At 42.9% G+C, this 24712-nt stretch carries 23 protein-coding genes and 1 tRNA gene; 17 read left to right on the forward strand and 7 right to left on the reverse strand.

What is annotated here, in order from left to right:
* Nucleotides 1-45 precede the first annotated feature (45 nt).
* On the forward strand, nt 46-1266 hold the full coding sequence (sstT, locus tag GVO62_RS07830) for a serine/threonine transporter SstT (protein WP_159118478.1): 1221 nt from the start codon (nt 46-48) through the stop codon (nt 1264-1266).
* A 35-nt stretch (nt 1267-1301) separates the two neighbouring features.
* Here sstT and hutG read toward each other — a convergent pair whose 3' ends face one another.
* Both hutG and hutI read right to left on the reverse strand, forming a co-directional pair.
* Nucleotides 1302-2270, reverse strand: a complete 969-nt coding sequence (gene hutG / locus GVO62_RS07835; protein WP_159118479.1) for a formimidoylglutamase — start codon at nt 2268-2270, stop codon at nt 1302-1304.
* Complete coding sequence (gene hutI, locus GVO62_RS07840) at nt 2263-3522, reverse strand: imidazolonepropionase (protein WP_173359639.1); 1260 nt, start codon at nt 3520-3522, stop codon at nt 2263-2265. The genes hutG and hutI overlap by 8 nt, the downstream gene beginning before the upstream one ends.
* 152 nt (nt 3523-3674) lie before the next feature.
* On the opposite strand from hutI, the gene GVO62_RS07845 reads away from it, so the two are divergent.
* From GVO62_RS07845 to GVO62_RS07860, 4 genes are all read left to right on the forward strand, one after another.
* On the forward strand, nt 3675-4451 hold the full coding sequence (locus GVO62_RS07845) for a UTRA domain-containing protein (RefSeq protein ID WP_159118481.1): 777 nt from the start codon (nt 3675-3677) through the stop codon (nt 4449-4451).
* 104 nt (nt 4452-4555) lie between these two features.
* Complete coding sequence (gene hutU / locus GVO62_RS07850) at nt 4556-6319, forward strand: urocanate hydratase (protein WP_236547100.1); 1764 nt, start codon at nt 4556-4558, stop codon at nt 6317-6319.
* A 2-nt stretch (nt 6320-6321) separates the two neighbouring features.
* Nucleotides 6322-7905 carry a histidine ammonia-lyase gene (gene hutH, locus GVO62_RS07855; protein ID WP_159118482.1) on the forward strand — a complete coding sequence of 528 codons (1584 nt, stop codon included), beginning with the start codon at nt 6322-6324 and terminating at the stop codon, nt 7903-7905.
* Nucleotides 7906-7973: 68 nt separating this feature from the next.
* Nucleotides 7974-8501, forward strand: a complete 528-nt coding sequence (locus GVO62_RS07860; RefSeq protein ID WP_159118483.1) for a CreA family protein — start codon at nt 7974-7976, stop codon at nt 8499-8501.
* Between the two features lie 204 nt (nt 8502-8705).
* Here GVO62_RS07860 and GVO62_RS07865 read toward each other — a convergent pair whose 3' ends face one another.
* Nucleotides 8706-9473, reverse strand: coding sequence for a MipA/OmpV family protein (locus tag GVO62_RS07865; RefSeq protein ID WP_159118484.1), 768 nt, complete (start codon nt 9471-9473; stop codon nt 8706-8708).
* 562 nt (nt 9474-10035) lie between these two features.
* Between GVO62_RS07865 and GVO62_RS07870 the strand changes: the two genes are divergently transcribed.
* Nucleotides 10036-10824 (forward strand): hypothetical protein, encoded by a 789-nt coding sequence (locus tag GVO62_RS07870; RefSeq protein WP_159118485.1) that lies wholly within the window; start codon nt 10036-10038, stop codon nt 10822-10824.
* A 63-nt stretch (nt 10825-10887) separates the two neighbouring features.
* On the opposite strand, the gene GVO62_RS07875 is transcribed toward GVO62_RS07870, so the two are convergent.
* On the reverse strand, nt 10888-12480 hold the full coding sequence (locus GVO62_RS07875; RefSeq protein ID WP_105930604.1) for an ABC-F family ATPase: 1593 nt from the start codon (nt 12478-12480) through the stop codon (nt 10888-10890).
* 527 nt (nt 12481-13007) lie between these two features.
* On the opposite strand from GVO62_RS07875, the gene GVO62_RS07880 reads away from it, so the two are divergent.
* The 4 genes from GVO62_RS07880 to GVO62_RS07895 all read left to right on the forward strand — a co-directional run bounded on the left by GVO62_RS07880 (nt 13008) and on the right by GVO62_RS07895 (nt 16003).
* Nucleotides 13008-13388: a PA2779 family protein gene (locus tag GVO62_RS07880; RefSeq protein WP_159118486.1), complete on the forward strand. Its 381-nt coding sequence runs from the start codon at nt 13008-13010 to the stop codon at nt 13386-13388.
* Nucleotides 13389-13392: 4 nt separating this feature from the next.
* Entirely contained in the window at nt 13393-14322 is a 930-nt protein-coding gene (locus GVO62_RS07885; protein WP_159118487.1) for a PA2778 family cysteine peptidase, read from the forward strand.
* Between the two features lie 96 nt (nt 14323-14418).
* On the forward strand, nt 14419-14823 hold the full coding sequence (locus GVO62_RS07890; protein WP_159118488.1) for a hypothetical protein: 405 nt from the start codon (nt 14419-14421) through the stop codon (nt 14821-14823).
* A 73-nt stretch (nt 14824-14896) separates the two neighbouring features.
* Entirely contained in the window at nt 14897-16003 is a 1107-nt protein-coding gene (locus tag GVO62_RS07895; protein WP_159118489.1) for a mechanosensitive ion channel family protein, read from the forward strand.
* Between the two features lie 149 nt (nt 16004-16152).
* Here the strand turns inward: GVO62_RS07895 and GVO62_RS07900 are convergent, their stop codons facing one another.
* Together GVO62_RS07900 and GVO62_RS07905 are read right to left on the reverse strand one after the other, a co-directional pair.
* On the reverse strand, nt 16153-16728 hold the full coding sequence (locus GVO62_RS07900) for an outer membrane beta-barrel protein (RefSeq protein WP_159118490.1): 576 nt from the start codon (nt 16726-16728) through the stop codon (nt 16153-16155).
* Nucleotides 16729-16902: 174 nt separating this feature from the next.
* The gene (locus tag GVO62_RS07905) at nt 16903-18078 is read right to left on the reverse strand and encodes an MFS transporter (RefSeq protein ID WP_236547101.1); all 1176 of its coding nucleotides are present in this window, start codon (nt 18076-18078) and stop codon (nt 16903-16905) included.
* 426 nt (nt 18079-18504) lie between these two features.
* Here GVO62_RS07905 and GVO62_RS07910 point away from each other — a divergent pair, with 426 nt between their 5' ends.
* From GVO62_RS07910 to GVO62_RS19435, 5 genes are all read left to right on the forward strand, one after another.
* Nucleotides 18505-18762 carry a ribbon-helix-helix domain-containing protein gene (locus GVO62_RS07910; RefSeq protein ID WP_159118492.1) on the forward strand — a complete coding sequence of 86 codons (258 nt, stop codon included), beginning with the start codon at nt 18505-18507 and terminating at the stop codon, nt 18760-18762.
* Nucleotides 18749-19039, forward strand: a complete 291-nt coding sequence (locus tag GVO62_RS07915) for a type II toxin-antitoxin system RelE/ParE family toxin (RefSeq protein ID WP_159118493.1) — start codon at nt 18749-18751, stop codon at nt 19037-19039. Before GVO62_RS07910 ends, GVO62_RS07915 begins: the two co-directional genes overlap by 14 nt.
* Nucleotides 19040-19044: 5 nt before the next feature.
* Nucleotides 19045-21402, forward strand: a complete 2358-nt coding sequence (locus GVO62_RS07920; RefSeq protein ID WP_159118494.1) for a TOTE conflict system archaeo-eukaryotic primase domain-containing protein — start codon at nt 19045-19047, stop codon at nt 21400-21402.
* Between the two features lie 550 nt (nt 21403-21952).
* The gene (locus GVO62_RS19430; protein ID WP_236547102.1) at nt 21953-22135 is read left to right on the forward strand and encodes a hypothetical protein; all 183 of its coding nucleotides are present in this window, start codon (nt 21953-21955) and stop codon (nt 22133-22135) included.
* A gap of 9 nt (nt 22136-22144) precedes the next feature.
* Complete coding sequence (locus GVO62_RS19435) at nt 22145-22390, forward strand: JAB domain-containing protein (RefSeq protein WP_268891132.1); 246 nt, start codon at nt 22145-22147, stop codon at nt 22388-22390.
* Nucleotides 22391-22603: 213 nt separating this feature from the next.
* Here GVO62_RS19435 and GVO62_RS07930 read toward each other — a convergent pair.
* Nucleotides 22604-22680 (reverse strand) — tRNA-Ile (locus tag GVO62_RS07930).
* 475 nt (nt 22681-23155) lie between these two features.
* Here GVO62_RS07930 and GVO62_RS07935 point away from each other — a divergent pair.
* Complete coding sequence (locus GVO62_RS07935) at nt 23156-23965, forward strand: MbnP family protein (protein ID WP_159118495.1); 810 nt, start codon at nt 23156-23158, stop codon at nt 23963-23965.
* Between the two features lie 198 nt (nt 23966-24163).
* Nucleotides 24164-24493, forward strand: a complete 330-nt coding sequence (locus GVO62_RS07940; protein WP_159118496.1) for a hypothetical protein — start codon at nt 24164-24166, stop codon at nt 24491-24493.
* The last annotated feature ends 219 nt before the right edge of the window (nt 24494-24712 follow it).

Below are 24712 nucleotides of genomic sequence, written 5' to 3' on the forward strand. Positions count from 1 at the left end.
ACTGGTATCATGGCGCGTCATCAAAATAATAATGGACCAACATTTATGGATTCGACGTCTCGCCCAAGCCTGTTTCAGCGCTATATGAATGGCAGTTTGGTACTGCAAATTATCATTGGTATCGTATGTGGTATCGCGATAGCGAGTTTTTCACCATCGGCTGCCCAATCAGCAGGGCTGTTGGGTAACTTATTTGTAAAAGCTCTTAAAGCCATCGCGCCGCTTTTGGTTTTCGTTTTAGTCATGGCGTCTATAGCCAACCATAAGCAAAACGAACAAACTTTTATAAAACCGGTGCTTGTGCTTTACCTTATAGGCACACTAGTGGCCGCGCTTACCGCCGTGTTGGCAAGTTTTGCATTTCCTACAAGTTTAAGCTTAGTAACCTCAGACATTAGCCAATCTGCACCGAAAGGGGTCTCTGAAGTCCTTTCCACGTTGCTTTACAACATGGTAGATAACCCGGTAAATGCGCTAGTAAACGGAAACTATATTGGCATTCTGACTTGGGCTGTAGGTCTAGGTTTAGGTCTTCGTCATGCTAGTGACGCAACGAAAGCGCTACTTCAAAACATGGCAGATAGTGTAACAACCGTAGTGGGTTTTGTTATCAAACTCGCGCCCTTCGGTATTTTCGGCTTGGTAGCCAATACCATTGCCACAACGGGCTTTGAAGTATTGCTTGGCTATTCCCATTTATTAACGGTACTCATTGGCGCAATGCTATTTATCGCCCTTGTAACTAATCCGTTGTTGGTATTTTTGGCAACGAAAAAGAATCCGTACCCTTTGGTGTTTAAATGTTTAAAAGAAAGTGGCATTACGGCATTTTTCACCCGTAGTTCTGCGGCGAATATTCCGGTAAACATGGCGCTATGCAAACGCTTAAAGCTTGATGAGGACACCTATTCGGTATCTATCCCGTTAGGCGCGACCATCAATATGGCTGGGGCTGCGATCACAATCACCGTGTTAACGCTAGCTGCGGTTAATACTTTAGATATTTCCGTAGACTTTCCCACCGCTGTGCTGTTAAGCGTTATCGCAGCAGTATCGGCATGCGGAAGTTCAGGCGTAGCAGGTGGTTCGCTGCTGCTTATTCCGCTTGCCTGTAGCCTGTTTAATATACCTAATGAAGTGGCTATGCAGGTGGTCGCGGTGGGCTTTATTGTTGGCGTATTGCAAGACTCTGCTGAAACCGCACTCAATAGCTCAACCGACGTTTTGTTTACCGCCGCTGCGTGTGAAAGGGCTGGCGGCCAGTAAACATAAAAGAGTCAAACGTAAAAGCGTTAAACATGTTAAGTGTGCGAACTTATTGCATCTACCGCTTCAAAAATTAGCCGTGCAGCCAGTTTTGCTGTGCGGCTATCAATATCATAATTGGGGTTCATTTCTGCAACGTCACACAGTCTCCACTGATACCCGTAAGTACTTTGTTGCTGTGCTAAAAAGTGCAGTGTGTTGATAACAAGCGTGGGGGAAATTCCCAACGCACTGGGCGCGCTAACGCCAGGTGCTTGTGCTGCTTGGAACGCATCTAAACATATGGTGACATAAAGCGCATCAATGTCTTTTAGCATCGGAGATAGCAGTTCATCTATTCGCTGCATACACAGCGACTCATCATTTAACGCCACATCGGTTAAATAACGGGTGTTAGACGCATTAGCAAAGTTAAATAGCGCCGGTGTATTGGCTGCTTTAGATACGCCCAAGCAAGTGTAATGAAACGGTGTGTCGTGAAGCTGACAATGCTCGTACACTTGCCTAAATGGCGTACCTGAACTGCTGTTTGGAGATGGTTTTCTTAGGTCGAAGTGGGCGTCGAAATTAATGATACCAATGCGGATATTTGGGGATTTAGCCTTGAAAAGCCCTTGATAACTACCCCATGCGATTTCATGTCCCCCTCCCAGTCCAATGACTAATCCGTCATTTTGCTTGAGGGCATAGCTGATGGCATCGGCATATTGAGTTTGTGCTTGGGCTAAGTTATCTTGGGCAGTAACATTCCCTAAATCCGCCAATGATGTGCCTGGCCAGTGCCAAGGCAAGTTTGCAAGCGCATGGCGAATAGCGTTTGGACCAGCAGCTGCACCTACGCGGCCTTTGTTAAATGCCACACCCAAATCACTTTCAAAACCAACAAGAGTAACGGAGTCGGCTAACGCAGTTTCGTCGCCTGCCTCGATTTCGCTGACTTTTTGATGCCAACGTAGGCCCTCAACACCGTCTTCACTGTCTACTCTGCCTTCCCATTCAAACATGTTTACCTTCCTTATAAACCGCCACAGGGCGGTGGCCATTAATACAATAGGCAAGCTCAGCGGGCGTTTCGATATCCCACAGCGTTAAGTCAGCAAGCTTGCCTGCTTCAATAACACCTCGGTCGTGCAGCCCGAGTGCACTCGCCGCGTGCATTGTAGCGCCGCGTAGCGCTTCTTCTGGGGTGAGTTGAAACAGCACACACCCCATATTTATCGCGGTAAGGATAGAGGCTATCGGCGAAGTACCTGGATTAAAGTCAGTCGCTAAGGCCATGGGCACATTGTGCGCCCTTAGAGCACTTACCGGCGGCTTTTGCACTTCGCTTAAATAATAAAATGCGCCCGGTAACAGCACGGCAACGGTGCCACTTTGTGCAAGTAAAGGAATATCGCTGTCAGCTAAATATTCGATATGATCTACCGATAGTGCGCCGTACTTAGCTGCTAGAACTGCGCCTTTGCTGTCGCTAAGCTGCTCTACATGAGCTTTAATTGGCAGGCCATGCTTCTGTGCACTGCTAAATACACGTTCTGTTTGTGAAGTAGAGAAACCGATGGTTTCACAAAATACATCAACGGCGTCAGCCAAATGTTGCGAGGCAATGTGAGGAAGTGCCTCTTCACAAATAAAATTGATATACCCGTCTGGGTCCTCAGCGTATTCGTTTGGTAGGGCGTGAGCGCCTAAATAGGTGGTTTGAATACTCACAGGAAGGTGCTGCTCAAGCGATTTAGCTACACGTAACATGCGCACTTCAGTGTTTAAATCCAGCCCATATCCTGATTTTACTTCAATGGTGGTAACACCTTCTTCGCACAGTCGCTTTGCTCGCTTTATCGCGGTATTAAGCAAAGTGGGCTCATCTGCTCGTCGTGTTTTTTCCACTGTGCCTTTAATGCCACCGCCTCGTTGTGCAATGTCCACATAGCTTGCACCCTGTAAACGCATTTCAAATTCTTCAGCGCGGTTACCGCCGTAAACTAAATGAGTATGACAATCTATAAAACCAGGCAATAGCCAAGGAAGTTTAGTTTTATCCCCTTCATCTTGCGGAATTAGAGTAGTGGCGTCTATGACGGTATTGGCTTGCTGGAATACCTCGCCCAGTGCGTCATGGCAAGGAATTAACGCAGCAATTCTGCCGGCTGTTATGGCAATAGCATGTGACGATAGTTCGCCATAAGGAAAGCCGTTGTCTTGCATAGACGCAATGCGAACATTGTAAATAAGCGTGTCGTACTGATAACCCATAACGTGGTCCACTCTAAGTCACTCTTTGTTTAACTCTATCCAGAGTCACTACTGAAAGTAGTGTAAATTTTGAAGTAAGTGTACTTGTGCATACTTGTATATACAAGTATGCTGTTAGCATACTATTAACAATTTAGTTGTGACTCCACGATATGCAACCTCGATACAGGGTAATTAAAGCGGCAATTTTAGATGCCATTGAAAACGGTGACATGAAGCCAGGCAGTCAGGTGCCCTCGGAAAATCAGCTAGCGCAACAACACAGTGTTAGCCGGATGACTGCGCGAAGAGCACTAAGTGAAATGGTGGACGAAGGCATTTTGATGCGTAGCCAAGGGATCGGCACTTTTGTGTCGGATAGTCGCCCTATGAGCTCAATGCTAGAAATTAAAAGTATTCGCGATGAAATTGAGCAGCGAGGCCACCGTTACACCAACGAAATTTTAGTATTGGAAACCGCGCCTGCCAGCGATACCATTTCCCAGCGCTTGGCCGTCGATTTAGGCGCTCCCGTGTTTCACAGCATTATTGTACATTGCGAGAATAACTTACCTGTTCAGTATGAGGACAGGTGGGTTAACCCGGCATGGATAGACGATTACTTAAATAAAGATTTTAAAGCGCAAACCGCAAACTTTTATCTGAATCAAGTTGCGCCCCTTTCACAAGCCGATAACAGTGTAGAGGCGGTGGTTGTTGAAAAAGATATTGCGCAGGCGCTATTAATCAAACCCAAAGAACCATGCCTTAAAATTACACGACGGACATTCTCCCGAGTGCCAAATGCATTAAACAACCATTTAAGTGACAGCGGCGAGTCGCTATCTGCTAAGACGCGCGCAAAAAACACATCAAGTGCTGTCGTGAGCTACGCCGTTCTCTATCATCCAGGTAGTCGATACCGTCTGGGAGGACATCTAGAGTTCTAAGTATTACTGCGCCGCGAGCGCCAATAACTCGCTACTTTTTAAAACAGATACTTCCTAATAAAAATATAAATTGGCAAGTCAAAAAATATGCCTAGGAGAAGTTTATGAAACGCCTCGACCCTACAAGAGATATTCGTGCCCCAAGAGGCAGTAAGCTCAATGCGAAGAGCTGGCAAACCGAAGCTCCGCTTCGCATGTTAATGAATAATTTGGATCCGGAAGTGGCTGAGCACCCGCAAAATCTTGTAGTTTACGGTGGTATTGGTCGAGCTGCCCGTGATTGGGCGTCGTACGATAAAATTGTTGAAGTACTCAAGCGCTTAAATACCGACGAAACTCTACTTATTCAATCAGGCAAACCGGTTGGCGTATTTCCCACTCATGAAAATGCGCCGCGAGTACTTATAGCTAACTCTAACCTTGTACCTCACTGGGCAAACTGGGAGCACTTTAACGCGCTAGATAAAGCGGGTTTGATGATGTACGGGCAAATGACGGCAGGGTCGTGGATTTACATTGGCTCGCAGGGCATTGTTCAAGGCACGTATGAAACCTTTGTAAGCGTGGCGAAAACACATTTTGAAGGCAGGGCTGAAGGGCGCTGGATTTTAACTGGCGGATTGGGTGGAATGGGCGGAGCACAGCCCTTGGCCGCGACCATGGCGGGCTTTTCTATGGTGGCGGTAGAGGTTGATGAAACCCGTATAGATTTCAGAATTCGAACAGGTTATTTAGACAAAAAAGCACATTCGTTAGAAGAGGCTTTAGCCTTTCTAGATGAGGCCAAGCAAGACGGTAAGCCAGTATCAATAGGTTTGCTTGGAAATGCTGCAGAGGTATTTCCAGATATGTTATCAAAGGGGATTATCCCTGACGTAGTAACTGATCAAACGAGTGCCCACGACCCACTAAATGGCTATCTGCCAGTGGGTTGGACCCTAGATCAAGCCGAAGCGCAACGTAAAAAAGATGAAGCGTGCGTTGTTAAACAAGCAAAACAGTCGATGGCACTGCAAGTTAAAGCCATGCTTGGTTTTCAGCAAGCGGGTGCCGCCACCCTCGATTACGGCAACAACATCAGGCAGATGGCACTAGAAGAGGGTATTGAACATGCTTTCGATTTCCCGGGGTTTGTTCCTGCCTATATTCGACCGCTTTTCTGTCAGGGCATAGGACCTTTTAGATGGGCGGCGTTGTCCGGTGATCCAGAAGATATTTATAAAACTGATGCCAAGGTTAAAGAACTCATACCCAACAATCCACATCTACATAACTGGTTAGATATGGCCAAAGCGCGTATTCAATTCCAGGGTCTTCCCGCGCGTATTTGCTGGGTGGGACTAGGAGAACGCCAAAAGCTAGGGTTAGCATTTAATGAAATGGTTCGAAGTGGTGAGCTTAGCGCGCCAGTCGTGATTGGTCGGGATCACCTTGATTCGGGCTCAGTGGCTTCACCAAATAGAGAAACTGAGGCCATGCTTGATGGTTCAGATGCTGTTTCGGACTGGCCTTTACTAAACGCGTTATTAAACACTGCGGGTGGCGCAACCTGGGTGAGCCTTCACCATGGAGGCGGTGTAGGTATGGGCTTTAGTCAGCACTCGGGCGTTGTAATAGTGTGTGACGGCACTGATGAAGCGGCTGAGCGTATAGCCCGAGTACTCCATAATGATCCTGCCACAGGCGTGATGCGTCATGCTGATGCAGGCTACGACATAGCGAAAGACTGCGCTGCTGCGCACAACCTCGACCTTCCTATGATAGATTGTGCGGGTAGCACTCAGGAAGGGAGTGGTACAGGTCTAAACCAACACGCAGTTAAAGCTTCAGATAAAGGGCCTGACAAACGAGCAGGCGGGGAGGCGTAATCATGTCACATTCGTCTTTCTTCACTGATAACGCTGGCGTTAAGCAGTTAAACCTTGTACCAGGCACACTGACCCTTGAACAATTAAGAGAAGTGCATAGGCATCATATCCACTTGTCGCTGGATGAGAGTGCTATACCGGCTATAAACGCCGCCGAGCAAGTTGTGCTCAATGTAATTAAAGAGAACCGAACTGTTTATGGCATTAATACGGGCTTTGGTTTGTTGGCTAATACGCGTATTCATGTTGATGAGTTGGAGTTATTACAGCGCAGTATCGTGTTATCGCATGCGGCCGGTACGGGCGATTTTATGCAAGAAGATACTGTCCGCTTGCTCATGTTATTAAAAATAAACTCTTTGGCCAGGGGGTATTCAGGCATTCGGTTAAGTGTAATAGAAGCGCTGATTACTTTGTTTAATGCACAGGTTTATCCCGCCATTCCTGAAAAAGGTTCGGTCGGGGCCAGTGGAGACCTCGCACCGCTAGCCCATATGAGCGTGGTGCTGCTAGGAGAGGGGGAAGCCTTTTTCAAAGGATCGCGAATTAGTGCGGCTAAAGCACTCGAAATAGCAGGTATGAAGCCTATTGCCCTTGCGCCTAAAGAAGGATTGGCGTTATTAAACGGTACGCAAGCGTCGACAGCGTTTGCGCTTCAAGGGTTGTTTTACACTGAAAATGCCCTTCATAGTGCTATTGGCATTGGTGCGCTAACAGTGGAGGCGGCCCTTGGCTCTCGCGTCCCGTTCGATGCACGTATCCATGAAGTTCGCGGTCATAAGAGTCAGTGCGATGTGGCTGCCGCCTTTAGATTTCTTCTTGATACATCTGAAATTGGAAATTCTCACCAGCGATGTGAAAAGGTACAAGACCCTTACTCTTTGCGTTGTCAGCCACAGGTTATGGGCGCCTGCTTACAGCAAATGCGCTATGCCAAAGATATTTTAGAGGTTGAAGCCAATGGTGTTAGCGACAACCCTCTGGTCTTCGTAAAAAGTGGCAGCAATACTGTCACGCCAGCGGGAGATATTTTATCCGGCGGAAATTTTCATGCAGAAACTGTGGCGATGGCGGCAGATATGTTAGCAATTGCACTTTCTGAAATTGGCGCGCTATCAGAGCGCAGAATGTCGCTTATGATAGATACCCATTTAAGCGGCCTACCGCCGTTTCTCGTTGAAAATGGCGGAGTAAATTCAGGGTTCATGATTGCTCAAGTAACCTGTGCGGCACTCGCTAGCGAGAATAAAACCTTGGCGCACCCTGCATCAATCGATTCTTTGCCAACGTCGGCGAATCAAGAAGACCATGTATCCATGGCAACGTTTGCGGCGCGAAGGTTAAGAGATATCTTTGATAATGTAGCAGGTATATTGGCCATTGAATGGCTAGCGGCCTGTCAGGGAGTAGATTTCAGAAAGCCGCTTGCAACAAGCGAAAAGCTGCAGATGCTGATGCAGCTATTAAGAGAGCAAGTACCGTTTTACGACAAAGATCGCTATTTCGCGCCGGACATTGAAAAAGCAAAGCAACTGATTAAGCAATGCGACCTTATGGATAAGACACAGTTAAACCTGTTAGGTTAGAATGATCCAGGCTTGATATTTCGAGTAAATACAATGCAGATCATAAATAAGGTAACGGTGGGAAAAGTATGAAAACAAATGGACGTTGGTTCAATTCGCAAGAGGCTCGTACTTCTATGAATGGCAATTTTGTGAAAAGCTCCCTATTAGGTTTACTCGCTGCTTCAGTATTTACTTTGGCGGGCTGTAGCGACAGTGAAGTGGGCGATGTATCGCTAGGGCTTTTTACTACAAAAGATATTAAAATTGACGCGCTTCAAGACCCTGTAGTGACTGGCGTAACCTGTCATATTTCAAGTATTGAAGCGAACCTGGATTTGTCAGACCCATCAGACAGTTCTATCGCGTGCAGACAAACTGGCCCCATTACCGCTGAAATGCTAGAGGCTATTGATAAATCTGATTCAGGAGAAGTGATCTTCAAAAAATCAAAAAGCGTGTTTTTCAAAAACATGAAGCTTAGAAGAATTTACGATGCCGATTCAAAAACACTGATTTATCTGTCTTACAGCACCAAAGAAACATCGGGCAGCTACAAACATAGCTTGTCTACCGTACCGCTATGGGAAACGCTCGCGTTTAAAAAGCCCGCCTGATTTAACAAATTGCGCTGACATTGCGGTGTTGTCAGCGATACCTGCTACCTGCTGTTTTAGGTACTACCAACATGCCCTCACTAGAAGGCATGTTGGTATACAAACTTCGAATGTCGCTTACATTGGATAGCCTATTGCCAATCAAAAGACACTATTGATAGCTGATGACAAGTAAGCGATAAGCGAAAAGAACTCGAATGCAAACTAGAAGAAGCGGGTGTATACCAGCATTGCATTAAGTGATGTGTCATCATCGGTTAATGGGCTGTCGCTAATACTGTCGTCAAAGAATGTCGCACCTAGCTCTAAGCGCGTTATGCCTTTGAAGAACTGCCGTGTAGACACTGCAATACGAATTTCAGTATTCAAGGCCCCATCACCATTGTAAGCGCTGCGAAATGCAGTGGCTTCTTCTGGGCGAACGCCGTAGTAGTAATCTACATAGTTACTATCTTGGTAGTTTACGCCTATGGATGGTTCTATCATGTATTGGTCTATTCTAAACTGTTTACCAATGCGGGCTGACGCTTGATACCCGTCAAACTTGCCTAATATATCCGCGCTGGTGGAAAGTGAATAAACCCAGCCACCGGTGTTGTAATTAAGCCCTATCCCAGCGGCGTAGCTAAAGTCTCTGTCTTCCATGCCGGTGAAGACGGCGCTATCGTCTTCTTCATAGCCTGCAAAAACAGGCACCAGTTGGGCGTCTAGCGTAAAACCGTCTTGCTGAAAAAGTTGATAGCCCACAAAGGGGCCGTATACGCGAAGTTTTTCGCCCGTGTAGCCAATGATAGGTATTGGAACAATACGGTTGTCGAAATCGGTATACACGTCTTGAGACGCCGCCACGCCAAAGCCCCACATCCATCCTTGAGGCTGCTGTGCGTTTCGCGGTTGTTGAGCAAAGGCTGCCGCGGATAGCAATAATGATGAAGACAGGCTTGCTATGCCTAAATACGAAGTGAATTTCATGGTTACATTTCCTTTTTTAAAACAATACAGTTCAGGCTCAAGCTTCGATCAACATGCCGCACGTATTTAAGTACATGTTTCATTGTTGTGTGCGTTTTCCCTCCGTTTTAGCAATACGCACAAATAAAAATTGCTTACTGTGTGATAAGAGCATTCTATTCCCCAATACGCATTAGAAAGACTTGGATATCGATACACACGGGCATGTTATCGGGGTTCCAATCCGATAAGTATGGCGAGCATTTGTTACAGTGAAATTTACCCATTCGTTTTAAATAAAACCCTGGTTTAGGTGTCATTTCATTTATACGGTGAATATCCTCACTTGCTAACCTTGGGTTAATTCATTAACGCCAGAGTTTACTCAGAAGGCTTTTCTTCTCAGTCGGTCCGAATATCCACAGGTAAATTCCATACCAATGCACGTTGTTTTTATTGAAAAGATGTGCGATTTTAAGTTACTTATAACCTTACTTTTTTAAGTTATAAAATTTGCGCTGAGACAGTTAATCTTAGATTAAAACCATTGTTTAAAAATTAAGAATAATACGAAGGATCGACAATGAAATTGCCAATTAAATTATTTGCGCTGCTAATAATATCTATCATAGTTACTGGGTGTGCCTCTACATATGTCCCTCCAACAACAGGTTATAAAGCGCCTGAAAAAAGTAAGGTCGGCGTTTTGGTTGTAGCTAAGGAGTACCCCAGTCACACACATGTTGGTACCACTATTTTTAACAACTTTAGTAAAGAATATGAGTACGACTGGCAGCTCAAAGAAACTATCTTTAAAACTTTCGAGAATAAAATAGAGAATGGGACCTCATTCGAAGTTGTTGATTTATCGAACTTCCTTTCTGAAGGTAGCACGCCGAGCTTTGTCACTGTGGAAAATAAAGAATGGGTATTTAACGAAACAAGTGCGGCGATTAGAGAAAAGCTAACTGCAGAGGGAATAACAGCGGTTGTAATTATAAAAGAATCACCAACACTAGCTGCAATGGAATGCGGCATGTACGGTTGTTCGGAGCACTATAGTCAAGGTTATGGACTCTTTACACGAAGCTTTCTGGGTTTAGATAACTACATGGCATCTGCTAGTTTTCAAATATCTATCGAGACAATTGATAAACCGGTGGATATCACGCGTTTAGAGCGTGTGAAAGAAACACAGAGCTACTTGGCAAAGAACAAACAACTAGAAGATTTTCGTGACCCTGAAGATTTTGAAAATATTACAGAGAACGAGCTTTTACCTGTGAAGGCAGCGCTTGTAGAGTATTTTGATAATTTAGCGGTAATGACGCGTCAGTTCTTAATTGGAGCGGACGTGTCTACAGGCAAATGAAAAGTTGATTAACTTCCTTTGTAAACATTGAAAGGGGCAATATAGCCCCTTTTTTAAATTAACTTACGCGTTCTCTTTATGCGCTAAGAACTCTTCATAATTACCGTCGAAGTGATTAAGCTGCTTATCCTTAATTTCGATAATTTGCGTCGCTAGCGATGAAACAAACTCGCGGTCGTGGCTTACAAAAATAACCGTGCCGTCAAATTTGTAGAGTGCATTGTTCAGCGCTTCAATCGATTCCATATCCATGTGGTTAGTAGGTTCATCCATCACCAATACGTTAATGTCTTCAAGCATTAATTTACCGAACAACAACCGGTTCTTCTCACCACCAGAGCATACCTGTACGCGCTTGTTAAAATCGTCAGACGTAAATAATAAACGGCCTAGCATGCCTTTGATCTGAAGGTCATCATGTTTGGGGCTGCGCCATTGGCTCATCCACTCAAACATTGTGATATCTTCTGCAAAGTACTTGGCGTTATCCTGCGGAATATAACCAATTGCAGCATTTTCTGCCCATTTGAAACTACCTGAGGTGGGCTCAATGTCGTTTACTAAACATTTTAGCAGCGTGGTTTTTCCTGCGCCGTTTTCACCGATAATAGCCAAACGCTGACCGGCTTCCAGAAGCAAATTTGCATCATCAAAAAGTGGAAGGTCTGGATAGCTATGGCCTAACTTTTCAAGGGTGATGGCGAGGCGGTGAAGCTTTTTGTGCTGCTTAAAGACAATGTATGGCTTGCGGCGGCTAGAGGCTTTCACTTCAGCAAGCTCAATCTTCTCAAGGCGACGAGCACGAGAGGTTGCTTGCTTTGCTTTTGAAGCGTTTGCAGAGAAGCGCGCTACGAAGCTCTGTAGTTCTTCAATTTCAGCTGACTTCTTCGCATTTTCAGCGTGAAGCTGCTCTTGAACTAGCATGGCAGCTTCGATGTAATCATCGTAGTTACCCGGATATACACGTAGTTCACCATAGTCGATATCAGCCATGTGTGTGCACACAGAATTAAGAAAGTGCCTGTCGTGCGAAATGATAAGCATGGTCGACTTACGCTTGTTAAGTTCGTCTGCCAACCAACTGATGGTGTAGATATCCAAGTTGTTGGTGGGTTCGTCAAGAAGCAGAATGTCTGGTTCAGCGAACAGGGCTTGCGCTAAAAGTACACGCACTTTCTTGCCTGGCGCGACTTCTTTCATCAAACCAAAATGGTAGCTCTCGTCAATGCCCGCAGAATTTAAGATATCCCCAGCGCGGGCTTCAGCGGTATAACCGTCCATTTCGGCAAATTGCGTTTCAAGGTCGGCGACACGCATGCCGTCTTCTTCGCTCATATCCGCTTTGCTATAAATGGCGTCACGCTCTTGTTTTACTTCCCAAAGCTCGCGGTCGCCCATGATCACAGTATCGACAACGCTGAATTCTTCAAACGCAAACTGGTCCTGACTCAGAATGCCCAGCTTAGTGCCAGGTGACATAGAGACATTACCGGAGGAGGGCGTAAGCTTACCACTCAGAATTTTCATAAAGGTTGACTTGCCACAACCGTTCGCGCCAATAAGGCCGTAGCGGTTGCCATTGCCGAACTTTGCGGAAATATTTTCAAATAATGGCTTAGAGCCAAACTGCATTGTAATGTTTGCGGTGGTAATCAAAACAGGTATCCAGGGGTAAAACGATGAGAAGAGATACTAACGATTAATAGCGTCGCTAATATTTAAAAGCGCGCGCACTATAAGGAATTGAAGGCGACATGTCGAGGGAATTTTGAACAGTTTTTAGTTCCCTTGGCGATAGAAAGTTGCATACCCCATTTCCACTGCGCATTACGATACATAAGCACATAGGAAAATAATGCATAAACGTAAAAATTTTACCCATTACTTAAGTAAGCAGCTTTAGGTTTATTCTAACGGTAGATTTTTTAATAACGGCTGAGCTTGAGAGTACGCGATAGCCAAGCCGCGCACTACAAGGCTTTATTGAGGCGAGAAAATAAAAAAAGAACGTACTTAATGGCACGGTCTAAAATTTGCTACTAACTTAAATTGAGATGAAAACGCAGAACGCAATCGCGCCTGTGAAGTCAGTGCGAAGTTTTATGGAACCGTGCGTTAACTGCACCAATGACGCAGTTAACACAATGAAAAATAAAACTGGGCATTTTTAAAAAGGAAATCCTATGAAGTACTTGAAAAAAATCGCAATTGGTTGCTTTTCAGCAACGGTTTTAATGTCTGGCAGCGTGCACGCTGAGGCAATTAGTTCAGATGCCGTTATGCAAACTCAAGTTGCTCAGTATAATAAAACCCAGCTGATTAACATGGTTAACCGCTCTGATGTACAAAGCAAACTGATTAGTTTGGGCGTTGATAGCAATGATGCCATTGCTAGAATTAATGCTATGACAGATAGCGAGATTGCACAGCTAAACGATGAAATAAACCAAGCGCCTGCGGGCGGTATTGTTGGGGCGGTACTTACTGTTCTTGCAGTGATTGCTATTTTAGATCTAGTTGGTGTAACCGACGTATATCCGTTTATTCGCCCAGTGAACAGCTAATTGAATGAATGGCATTATTAAGAAAGCCTGCTATCTTGCAGGCTTTTCACTCTTTCTTATTTTGACTGGTTGCCAGTCTACCCCGCAAGCTGATCAGTTACGACAAGAGGGGCTCTCCTCCTTACCTGAATCTCATACTATTCAAACAGTGCCATTTTTTCCACAGGAGCAGTATTACTGTGGGCCTACTACGTTATCTGAGGTATTTGGATATTACGGAAAAAATGTTTCTCCAGAAGAAATCGCACCTAAGTTGTTTATTCCAAACAAGGACGGAAGTTTGCAACTAGAAATGGTTAGCGCTACGCGTCAGTATGGTCTTTTGCCATACACTGAACGCGGAACACTTTCTTCTTTATTGCAGTTTGTTAAAGACGACATACCGATAGTCGTTTTCCAGAATTTATCTATACAGCTACTCCCCCAATGGCATTATGCCGTTGTTATCGGATTCGATAGTGAGAAAGGCTCAGTAACATTACATACTGGTGTAACGCCAAACCATGAAATGTCTCTAGAATTGTTTGAAAGAACGTGGGGGAGGGGGAATTATTGGTATTTGGCGCCTGTCCCCCCCGGAGTAACGTCGTCTGAGATGACGCCATTTACGTATGTAAGCGCTGCCTACGATATGCTAAAAGTTGGTGATGAAGAGCAGGCATTAGCTTTCTTAGAAACAGCGACAAACCAATGGCCAGATTATTGGTTGAGTTATTTTTTAGTTGCAAATCACTATCTTTCTGCTGATGAAGATAAAGCCGTACGTTGGTTTGAAAAAGGCTATGACGTGGGGAAAACGCAAAATGCTTATGTTCACAACTATATATTGGCTTTGAGGAAAAGCGGTGCAAATTCAAAGGCCGACACGATTTTAACTGAAGCATTAGTGCAGTTTCCCAATGACGAAAAACTTATAGCGTTAAAGCGATCATAACAACTGTTGAGGTCGAACCACGTACTGCTAATGTACGGTTCCATTAGACAAAATTTGGTCTACTATTAAACCACGTTAGTAGGTTTCGTTTCGACTATGCAAAAGCATTTAAGCACTTCTTTTATTAATTATGATAACGGCATTGTTGTGTCGGAACTGCACGGCATTTTTAATCAGAAAAGCGCTGAAGAGTATCAAAAAGCACTTTTTTCATTAGTTATGAGCCTAAATAATCAGCCTTTTGCGCTGCTCGCTGACATCAGTCGTGTAGAAGGTGCTACGCCAGAAGCTTTCGATATAGTAAAACGCATTATTAATCGTCTGCCTGAATTCGGTTTGGTCGCCAAGGCTTATGTGTATAAAGGGCCAGTGATCAAAGGGATGATGTTTCAGCGAATTCCAGAGCTTGAGCAATTGGAATATTCCTTTTTTACCGACCGCAATACGGCCTCCGATTGGCTTACCAAAGAATACCAACGACAGACTAGTTCTCACTCCTAAAGAACATTTGGTGTAGGTCTTGCGTAAACATTAGTTCATGAAAAGCACAACACCTCGATAGGAGCCCTCACCAGTGAACAACATTAGTATTTTCGATAACGAGCAAACAGTTGCGATACTGGGGCTAGTTGGTGTTGTTATTGTGCTTTTCGCCATCAAGCGACTCATATTGGTGCGTTTGAAGGCAAAGGCGCGTTCAGAAACAAGCAGTATGTCAGATATCTATCGGGTGCTCGTACTGTCTTTAAACGCGCCTTTAAACTTACTGATACTGATCATTTTTGCACAGTTAGTTAAAAGCATCATTGCGGTCTTTGGGGTTGAAAGCGAAGCGCCTATAAAAGCGCTTGATACGGCCATTGATGCTGGATTGATAATCACGCTAGTTCTCTTTTTCGAGAGATTTGTTACTTATTCACTGAAACGCTATCGTGACCAGTCGACTATTGTGAAAAATACCAGTGCTATCGCAGGTGGTGCTGTACGTGCTGTATTTTCCATATTGGCCATTCTCATTATTTTAAGCACTATGGGCGTATCCATAACGCCTATCGTTGCTTCTTTGGGTATTACGTCACTTGCAGTAGCGCTAGCCCTACAGCCCACGTTAGAAAACTTCTTCTCAGGTATTCAACTTGTTATGGATAAGCCTATTCGCATCGGTGATTTCATAGAGTTAGATTCAGGGGAGCAAGGGTTTGTTGAAAAAATAGGATGGCGCTCAACGTGGGTCAGAATGCTGCCCAATAATATTGTTATTATGCCTAACAGTAAGTTATCTAACTCGAAGTTAATTAACTATTACTATCCTGAGCGGGAATTGTCGGTGCCGGTCGAGGTCGGCGTTCACTACAGTTCAGATTTAGATCACGTGGAAAAGGTATGTTTAGACGTTGCCAATACTATTTTAAAAGAGCATGAGTACGGGGTAGATACCTTTAAACCCTTTGTGTTGTTTCATACCTTTGATAACTCAAGCATAAATTTAACGGTGATGTTGAGAACCCGTGAATACTTTAATCGATTCTTTATCAAAAGCGCGTTTATCAAAATGCTGAAAAAGCGTTTTGACGAAGAGGATATCGTTATCCCATTCCCAATTACTGCGGTTAATATTGAGCAGGAAGGCGCCGCTAATTTCTTGTCGACAAGGAATGGACAAACAAAGCCTCAGAGTTAAAAAAATGGTTACCTCAGGATACCGCTTTGTTGAATGCTTTAGTCTAGCTTGTTGGGCCATACTCCAAACAAAGCGAATGTAGAACCATCAAAAAAGCCACGTTAGAAGACGTGGCTTTGGCATTTACTCGCTATATCATTTATAGCGTATTAAAACGTATAGCGCGCTGATACACCTAGCAGGTCTACATCGTCAGCGATGACATAAGTTGCACCAAACGAGAATTGTGGTGTGAAAAAGTAGTCAGCACCGATTTCAAAGGCAGTGTCGTCTTCTTCAATGTCGATATAACGAATAGCACCGCGCAATTCGAATTGCTCAGTAAGCATTGAACGAATACCTGCGGAAACGCCGTAACCGTTGTCGTCTTCACCAGAAATGCCGTCTAGTTCTACATCTAAATTGACATACTCATAAGTAACTTCGCCAAAAAAGTCTGTATTAGCGGTTAATCCATAGCGGTAACCAATACCAGCTGAAGCATAATCTAAATCGATATCAACCCCAGCAACATCTTCACCAAGCTGACCGTAACGACCAGTAAGATATACGCTTTCATTCAGAGATTTAAAGCCTTGAATTTGAAAGCCCGTTGGCTCGAAGTCGCCTGCGTCTTCGATGTCTGCTTGTACATATCCAGCTTTGACGAAGTCATAAGAAGGCGAAGCTGCGAAAGCATTTAAAGAGAGCGCGCCAAGAATACTGGCGATAATAGTGCGTTTCATTGTTTCTAATATCCTTTTAACAATCATAACTTCCAACCACTTTTGGAAGCTTCAACATTATGGGGATGAGTTTTGAAAACCAAATAGGTTAGTACAAGAAGTTTTTGTTTATTGACTATAGCCAGCGCGGTTTTTAAGTCGTGATTGAAATTACATTGTCGAAAGAATGATCAGTTAATGCTTTTTCAATGATAAACAGATAAGAATACTGGCAAGGCTCAGTGCGGATGTGGTGTAGGCAAAAGAGGCTGTAGGCTCCATATTTAAAAGGGTTACCGCGTAAGCGCCAATCGCAGCTCCTGTAAGGTGAAAAAAGCCGGTTAATGCTGCTAAAAAGCCAGCAGAGGTGCCAGAAAAACCAAGAATAATAGTGACACTGCACGGCATTGCTATGCCAATAAAAAAGAAAACAATGTAGCTGAACCCCAATACTATTGCTAAAGCATTTACGTGAAGAGGCACAGTGAGAACCCAGAATACAAGTGACAGCACGAATATAAATAGGCTGGATAGTCGAAACTTCTGCAATACAGGAGTGGCTACCAAACGAATATTCATTACGCTGCCTAATACGAAGCATAGGGTTGCAAATAGCGAGTAGATTGAAAACATTGTTTTACTTAAACCGAACTGCTCCATCACCATAGATGGCGCGGCCGTGATAAAGCTAAACACAATGCCATAAAGAAGCCCGCTCGCCATACCTACCGCGGCAATTTTTATAATTGATGCCTTGATAAGAACCAGTGTCTCGCTTAGCACATTCTTTGAGTTAGAAGGAATGTATTGCGAAACGGTAGACATTACCGATAAAAGCAGTACAAGCGCTACAGCACCCATCATTAGAACAAAGTAAAAGATGGCAGTAGTACCGAAAGACTCACCAATCAACGTGCCCACGAGTGGAGCGATGGCAGGGGCAACAGCGAATGCAATATTCGTTAACGAGAGTGAGGTATTTAGCTGTTGTTCAGAAAATATCTGCCTTGATAAACCGCGGGACACAGACACACCCACACCGCCGCCAAGGCCTTGTATGATGCGCCCAATAAGAAAGGTTTTTTCAGTGTCGGCGAAAACGAGCATAATCGTTCCTGCCCCGAACACCAAAATGCCGCACAGCAGAAGTTTTTGCTTGTTGACATAATCGCAGGCGATACCAAAGACAAGCTGTGACATAGAGAAGGCGACAAGAAAAATAGCAACGCTCTTTTCTATAACGCCAACGTGACTGTTGTACATTACCGCTAAGTCGTAAAAAAAAGGGCTATAAATGCTCGTGGAAACTTGGCCCAATATAGAAAGTATGATGAAGGTGCCAGTTAGCAGATAGAAAGTATTGGAAGGCATTGACGACTTCATTAAATGACTAACCAGTATTTAAGTAACGAGTAATGCAAATGCTACAGTTGTGATATGACAGTTTTAATAAAGGCTATGGAAGCTAAGACGTTACCGATGAAACGATATCAGACTCTTTATCATTAACGTTGGTCAAAACTAATGAACTTAAACAATGCTTCGTGAAGAAAATGGTGGCCCACCCTGACTTGAACAGGGGACCTGCCGATTATGAGGCCCCATTGGCAAGCTTATAATCCCTTTATAAGTGCGCTTTTTAACGTGGTCATGACCAGCAACTTACCGATATTGTTACCACCTATGAATTGTATGGTGTAACTCAAATTGATTCTTACCAGTTCTGAACTAAACTTTATTATGGTAGTATAAAGTAGGATTGAATCCTTACAAAGTTTCTTTCATTGGAGGTAAATTATGGCAATGGTAAAGAAAAGTATCACAGTAACTGATCAACAAGAACAATGGATGCAAGCACAGCTAGCTACTGGCAATTATGCCAGTGACAGTGAGTTATTACGAGACTTAATCAGAAAAGAGCAAATGCGTACTAGCCAAGTTGAAGTTATTAGACAAGAACTGCTCAAAGCAGAGCAAAGCGGTTTCAGCTCTCGTTCTCCTGAAGATATTGTTAATGCGGTGATTGCTAGAAAACAAACTAATGGCGAAGTATAGATTAAGTAGTGCTGCCGATCAGGATTTCGAGCAGCTATTTGAATATGGCATTGATAACTTTGGGTTAGCTCAGGCTAAATCATACGTTGATGGGTTGATTATTCAGTTTCAAAGCATTGCGGAAAACCCGTTGCATTATCAGGCTGTAGATCACATTCGTAAGGGATATAGACGAAGCGTGTATGGAAAACATGCTATTTACTATGTCGTTTCTAATGACAGCGTTGATGTCATGCGAATACTAAGAGCAGAAAACCTTAACACTGCTTTTGAGTAATTAATGTGTCCAGCTCGTTATCAGATAGGCTCTTAGAAATTGATAATCGACTTCAGCAGCTCGCTGAAGAAAAAGAGTCATTGTTAAATGAACGTAATAGTATTCTTGCACAACAAGAAGTCGAGCTAGCCAAACACTTTAACCAACACGTTTCACCTAAAGCTAAAGTCGATTTATTCATTTCTTATTTTAAAGGTCGAAATGACGTTTACCCGTTTCGTTGGGAATCGCAAAATGGGCGAAGTGGTTATTCGCCAGCGTGTTGGAATGAATGGAAACCTAAAGTTTGTAATAAACCACGGATTAGTTGCACGGAATGCTCAAATCAACAATTCAAGCATTATGATGGTCAAGCGATATTTGATCACCTAAAAGGGAATCAAACGATTGGGATTTACCCACTTCTAGAGAACAACACAACCCACATTCTTGCTGCTGATTTTGATAAAGACGATTGGATTCACTCCGTTAAAGCTTTTTCTGAAGCCTGTGATTTTTATAAAGTACCTCACATTATCGAACGCTCTAGAAGCGGCAATGGTGGACATGTATGGATCTTCTTTTCGCAAGCTATTGAAGCAGTCAAAGCTAGAAAGTTGGGTAATGGGCTATTAACGAAAGCGATGGAAATGTACCCTGCGCTCTCATTTACTTGCTTTGATCGTTTGTTTCCGAATCAAGATATTATGCCAGAAGGTGGCTTTGGTAACTTGATAGCATTACCTCTTCAACTAGAGCCAAGAAAACAAGACAATAGTGTATTCATAGATTCGTCAGGGATAGCTTATAAAGACCAGTGGTCTAAGCTGGCTTCCATTCAAAAAGTTGATAATACAGCACTTGAAGGGTTGCTGTCCGAAATAACGTTAATCGATGAAAAAGCTAATAATGACTTGGCAGATAAGCCTTGGAAGAAACTATCTACTATTGATAACGATGTGATTGCCAATTGCCCGGAAGAAGTAACCTTAGTTATTGCTGATCAAATTTATATTCCTATCGAGAAGTTTCCCGGCAAATTAACATCAATACTAAAACAGTTAGCAGTATTTTCTAATCCAGAGTTTTATAAACGGCAAGGCCTTCGGTTATCTACTATTGGGATTCCAAGATATATCTGTGCAGCTCATATAGAAGGCCACTTCTTAATTCTGCCGAGAGGTTGTTTATCGTCTGTAAAAGCTAAATTAACCGAGCAAAAAATTGAAGTAAATCTAGATGATAAGCGTTTTTCAGGTGACAAGCTTATTAAGGTTAAATTTACAGGAAAGCTGAAAAGTCAGCAGAATAAAGCAGTAAATGCGTTATTAGATTCATCTGTTGGGATACTCGAAGCTTCTACAGGCTTTGGTAAGACAGTTACTGCTTTAGCACTGATTGCTAAACGCAAGGTGAACACTTTAATATTAGTTCACAGCCGGCAACTGGCTGAACAGTGGTTAGGGCGTATTAATGTTTTTCTAAAAGATACTGAAGTTGGCTCATTACTTGGTGGTAAGGAAAAGCTGTCGTATCAGGTTGATGTGGCTACATATCAAAGTTTAGTCAGTCGAAACGGTATGGATATAAAGCCATACATTGAAAAATATGGGCAAATTATTGTCGATGAATGCCACCATTTATCAGCATCAAACTATGAAAGCTTGATCAAATCCAGTCATGCTAAATTCCTTCATGGGTTTACAGCAACACCAAAACGGCAAGATGGCTTAGAAAAGCTAATGATGTTTCAACTTGGATATATTGTTTATAAAGGCGTTAAATCAGGTTCAATGCTTAATCGGCAAGTGATAGCACATGAAACAGATACAACGTTTCCTAAGGAGTGGCTAGAGCCTGATACTAAGCCTCATATTTCACAAATTTATAAGCACCTAGTAAACAGTGATTGCAGAAACCAAAAGATCGTCGACGATATTCTCCGTTGTATTGATGATAAACGTGCTGTAATGGTGTTAACCGAAAGAAAAGAGCACATCGAGCTTTTGTCAGCTTTACTAACGCAGAAAGAGCTAATGGTTGTAGAGTTGCATGGTGGAATATCAGCTAAACAGCGGCAAGAGCGCATCGCTATGCTTGAAGAAAACAAAGATCTAAGTAACGATAAACAGGTAATTCTTGCAACAGGTAAGTATGTTGGCGAAGGGTTTGATTTACCATACTTGGATACGTTATTCATCACCTTACCTATAGCGTGGAAGGGTATATTAGCTCAATATGCTGGCCGAATTGGACGAGAGTGGAGCAACAAAAATTCGGTTCAGGTTTATGATTACCTTGATGACTTCCCAACACTCAAGCGAATGTTTTCAAAACGAGAAAAGGGATACAAAGCATTGGGTTATGAAATTACATACCGTTAACCGTACTTGAGTATTTAACCAGCAACTCAATTTTTAATTAATTGCTCAAGCTTTGGCTATAAACTAAAAAATACTCAAGTATATGCAGTATTTTCATTGAAATTACGCAAACGTGTTCGAAACAGCTAACAGAATCCCTAATACCTATCTGATGACCTAAACTAACCCTTTGGATTTACAGGGCTTTCCAAGCAAGGCATACTTATACTATATAACTTTATCTATTTTTCACAGGATTAATAACTTCTTCTCTGGTAGTTCTAGTCAACTGAATTACTTTACATTTGGTCATTGACTTTATCCTATTCATTAAGTCTGGATGCATAAGCACTTCAACGCCTTCAAGTTCAATGACATCGGTATCATAAGAGTCTTCGTATATTTTTTACCAATTGCGTAAAACTAAAACGTCATTGCCCGAGTTATCCTGAGCTATAAAAGGATTACTGGGAGCAATTTCAAGGCCTAATGCTGCTAACAATGAACTATGCGGCACTAGAACGTTCAACTCCCCTAACCAGGTTGTGTAATCGTCAAGGCCAAAGCTAAGGTGGCTATATTACGTGAAATAAGCTGTGTCTATACCTTTAGGGAAGTAGATGATGACATTTTGAATGTAACACTTGATAGTCCAGAGAAGGTTTATCAAGTGTTTAAGCATTTGAAGCATGAAACCAAAGAGCGTTTTATCGTGGTGAACTTGAACAGCCAGCATCAAATCATCAATTATTAAGTTATAGCGATTGGCACGGTAAATCAGATATCACTTCGTCCGGCTGAAGTATTGAGAACAGCCATTTTAATTAACGCACCAGCTATTATTCTAATTCATAACCATCCATCAGGTGATCCAAAACCAAGTCAGCAAGATTTTCATTTTACCGAACAAATTAAACAAGCCGCAAAGATGTTCAGTATCTATGTGCTTGACCATGTTGTTATTGGATATGAGCGTTTGATAGAGCTGTCAGAGATTAAGCCCTGTTAAAATCAGGGTTTCAACCAAATTCATAGTTACCAAAAAATTACACTAATTTCGTTACTAGGGGCGATACTCAATCAAACGTGGCTACTTTTTAAAATGAAATTTAGGGAAAATAGAGGTGGTCCTAGTTGACCTTGGTCGGGATTGGCGACTTATATGGTAAAACAGAAAATAGTGAGCAGTTATTCACCATCTAGCCCACGTATTTAGTGGAAATGGTGGCCCCACCCTGACTTGAACAGGGGACCTGCCGATTATGAGTCGGATGCTCTAACCAACTGAGCTATGGGGCCGTAACTTTTTATTTTGCTTACAACAGGCTTACATCAAAATTTCAGTTAGCTTTATTTTTCTATAAGTTGTTGTCTTTAATATACTTTATATCTCTTAAAATGACCAGCGCAACTTATTATGAGTCGGATGCTCTAACCAACTGAGCTATAGGGCCATTTAGAGATGCGTTCTAATATTGTTTTGGATAGCAATAACAAACGAGCGCAAGTATAAGCAGTTTTAACTACCTTGTCACGCCTAGGTTAGGGGTTTGTGATTTGTTTGCTTTATTTTTGTTCACTCAGTGGTTTGAATTACTCAGCGAGTTCACTTTATTGGGGCTAATAATGGTATTCTGTAACGAACGAAGTGCACAATGCCGTAGTCGGTTCTTATAAGCAGCTCATAAAGCGATATTGCATAGTTCACCTTAATTAATAAATAACGCGGTTTCCTTTTCCAACTGCTCGCTAATCACAGGAAGTAAATAATAAGATGAAAAAGTCTTTTCGCGCGCCCGTCATATCTTCTCTATTCATAGCTGTGTTCTTCTCGCTAGCTGGGTGTGACGTAATAAATTTTAAAGGAAGAGAGCCCGGTGAAATTCCTTTTAAATTAGTAGGTGTGGATACTGGCGCTTGCCCCATGATCATGAGCATAGGCCAGCAGCGCTGGAATATAGACTACTTTGGCTTTTATCTTAGCAAGCCTGAGCTTCGCATTGATGGAAAATGGCAAAGAGTGAAGTTTAAACAAACTCAGTGGCAAACGCCGAATGCGGCTCTGCTAAAATTCCACAATAAGTGCGTTAATCCCGATGATGCTAACACCAAAATAGTATTGGATGTGTCTGAGCAACTTTTGAAGTTATCAACTAACCTCCGTTTTACCATGGGGTTACCTTTTGATATTAACCACGCTAATCCATCTACTCAGCCGTCGCCATTGAACGATTCGTCGATGTTTTTAAATCAGCGTAACGGCCACACGTTTCTTAAGTTTGATGTGTCCAAAAGCGGAGAAGAAGCGCACGAGTGGTCTTATCATCTAGGAAGTGCAGGGTGTGAGTCGGAATCTGAAAACACACCCCCAGAGAGTTCTTGTGCTTTTACAAACCGCGTAGAATTCATTTTGCCAATGACGCAACTTGATACCGACTTAGATTTAGAGGTATCAGTGTCTAATATCGTCGCCCAGGTTCAAATAAACGAGGCACCAAACTGTGTGTTCGCATCTTCAGAAATCACGCCATGTGACAAGCTGATTCAGAATTTGGTGCACCGACCCTGGATAAAGTGGCAGTAATAACCTGACATCGTCATGTTTATACGAAAATATACGAAGGGCGAAAAATAGCCGTTTATTGCTTTTGATGACTAGTTTATACTCCGAAAATATACCAATTAAATGCCTATGTGTTGATTATTAACTTCGTGGTAGACTTTGATACTTACAAGTTACGTTAATAATAAAAAAAGCAGGTAAAAAGTCGCGGAGACGAAAATGACTGAAAAACCTTTCATTACGAGTGGTCGAAATACTATCATTCATAAAATCAGAAAGCTTGACCTATTGGTGACGAACGGAGACGAGAACCCTCCGATACTAGTGACCTACAAAGGTATTAAGCAGTATGAAGGTAAAATTCCAGATAACAAACGCGAAGCCAAAGCGTTAGATATGGAATTGGTAGACGTTACCACCAGCGAAGTCTTTGGCGACGAGAAAACGTTAGTTTTTATTCAGACACTAAACGGCAAAGAATACAAAGTTGACTACTCAAAAGTCGGTACGAGTATGTTTATCAAAATTCACCAAGACAGTATTTTTTAGAAGAATTCAAGCATTAAGCGTTATAGCATAATGTATTAAAACGGGGGCCAATAGCCTCCGTTTTTTTTATAACAACTCATGTTGATTCGGTATTATCCTCAAGGTAGGTTCACACTGATTGAAGTGCCAGCTTTGAGCAGTAATTGTTTAAACTTGACGATCGTCATTTTAAAAACACATCAATGTTCTCCCCTATACCCTCGTCATTCCTTTTCCGCG

This window comes from Alteromonas sp. KUL150, from assembly GCF_009811475.1.
Classification (GTDB): Bacteria; Pseudomonadota; Gammaproteobacteria; order Enterobacterales; family Alteromonadaceae; genus Alteromonas; species Alteromonas gracilis.

Bases quoted from the DNA above. Each gene is read 5' to 3' on its own strand.
- GVO62_RS07905 (WP_236547101.1), bottom strand. From the start codon at position 18,078: ATGCCTTCCAATACTTTCTATCTGCTAACTGGCACCTTCATCATACTT.
- sstT (WP_159118478.1), top strand. From the start codon at position 46: ATGGATTCGACGTCTCGCCCAAGCCTGTTTCAGCGCTATATGAATGGC.
- GVO62_RS07870 (WP_159118485.1), top strand. From the start codon at position 10,036: ATGAAATTGCCAATTAAATTATTTGCGCTGCTAATAATATCTATCATA.
- GVO62_RS07915 (WP_159118493.1), top strand. From the start codon at position 18,749: ATGGCGAAGTATAGATTAAGTAGTGCTGCCGATCAGGATTTCGAGCAG.
- GVO62_RS07900 (WP_159118490.1), bottom strand. From the start codon at position 16,728: ATGAAACGCACTATTATCGCCAGTATTCTTGGCGCGCTCTCTTTAAAT.
- hutG (WP_159118479.1), bottom strand. From the start codon at position 2,270: ATGTTTGAATGGGAAGGCAGAGTAGACAGTGAAGACGGTGTTGAGGGC.
- GVO62_RS07885 (WP_159118487.1), top strand. From the start codon at position 13,393: ATGAATGGCATTATTAAGAAAGCCTGCTATCTTGCAGGCTTTTCACTC.
- GVO62_RS07940 (WP_159118496.1), top strand. From the start codon at position 24,164: ATGACTGAAAAACCTTTCATTACGAGTGGTCGAAATACTATCATTCAT.
- GVO62_RS07910 (WP_159118492.1), top strand. From the start codon at position 18,505: ATGGCAATGGTAAAGAAAAGTATCACAGTAACTGATCAACAAGAACAA.
- GVO62_RS07890 (WP_159118488.1), top strand. From the start codon at position 14,419: ATGCAAAAGCATTTAAGCACTTCTTTTATTAATTATGATAACGGCATT.
- hutI (WP_173359639.1), bottom strand. From the start codon at position 3,522: ATGGGTTATCAGTACGACACGCTTATTTACAATGTTCGCATTGCGTCT.
- GVO62_RS07935 (WP_159118495.1), top strand. From the start codon at position 23,156: ATGAAAAAGTCTTTTCGCGCGCCCGTCATATCTTCTCTATTCATAGCT.
- GVO62_RS07845 (WP_159118481.1), top strand. From the start codon at position 3,675: ATGCAACCTCGATACAGGGTAATTAAAGCGGCAATTTTAGATGCCATT.
- GVO62_RS07860 (WP_159118483.1), top strand. From the start codon at position 7,974: ATGAAAACAAATGGACGTTGGTTCAATTCGCAAGAGGCTCGTACTTCT.
- GVO62_RS07880 (WP_159118486.1), top strand. From the start codon at position 13,008: ATGAAGTACTTGAAAAAAATCGCAATTGGTTGCTTTTCAGCAACGGTT.
- hutU (WP_236547100.1), top strand. From the start codon at position 4,556: ATGAAACGCCTCGACCCTACAAGAGATATTCGTGCCCCAAGAGGCAGT.
- hutH (WP_159118482.1), top strand. From the start codon at position 6,322: ATGTCACATTCGTCTTTCTTCACTGATAACGCTGGCGTTAAGCAGTTA.
- GVO62_RS07865 (WP_159118484.1), bottom strand. From the start codon at position 9,473: ATGAAATTCACTTCGTATTTAGGCATAGCAAGCCTGTCTTCATCATTA.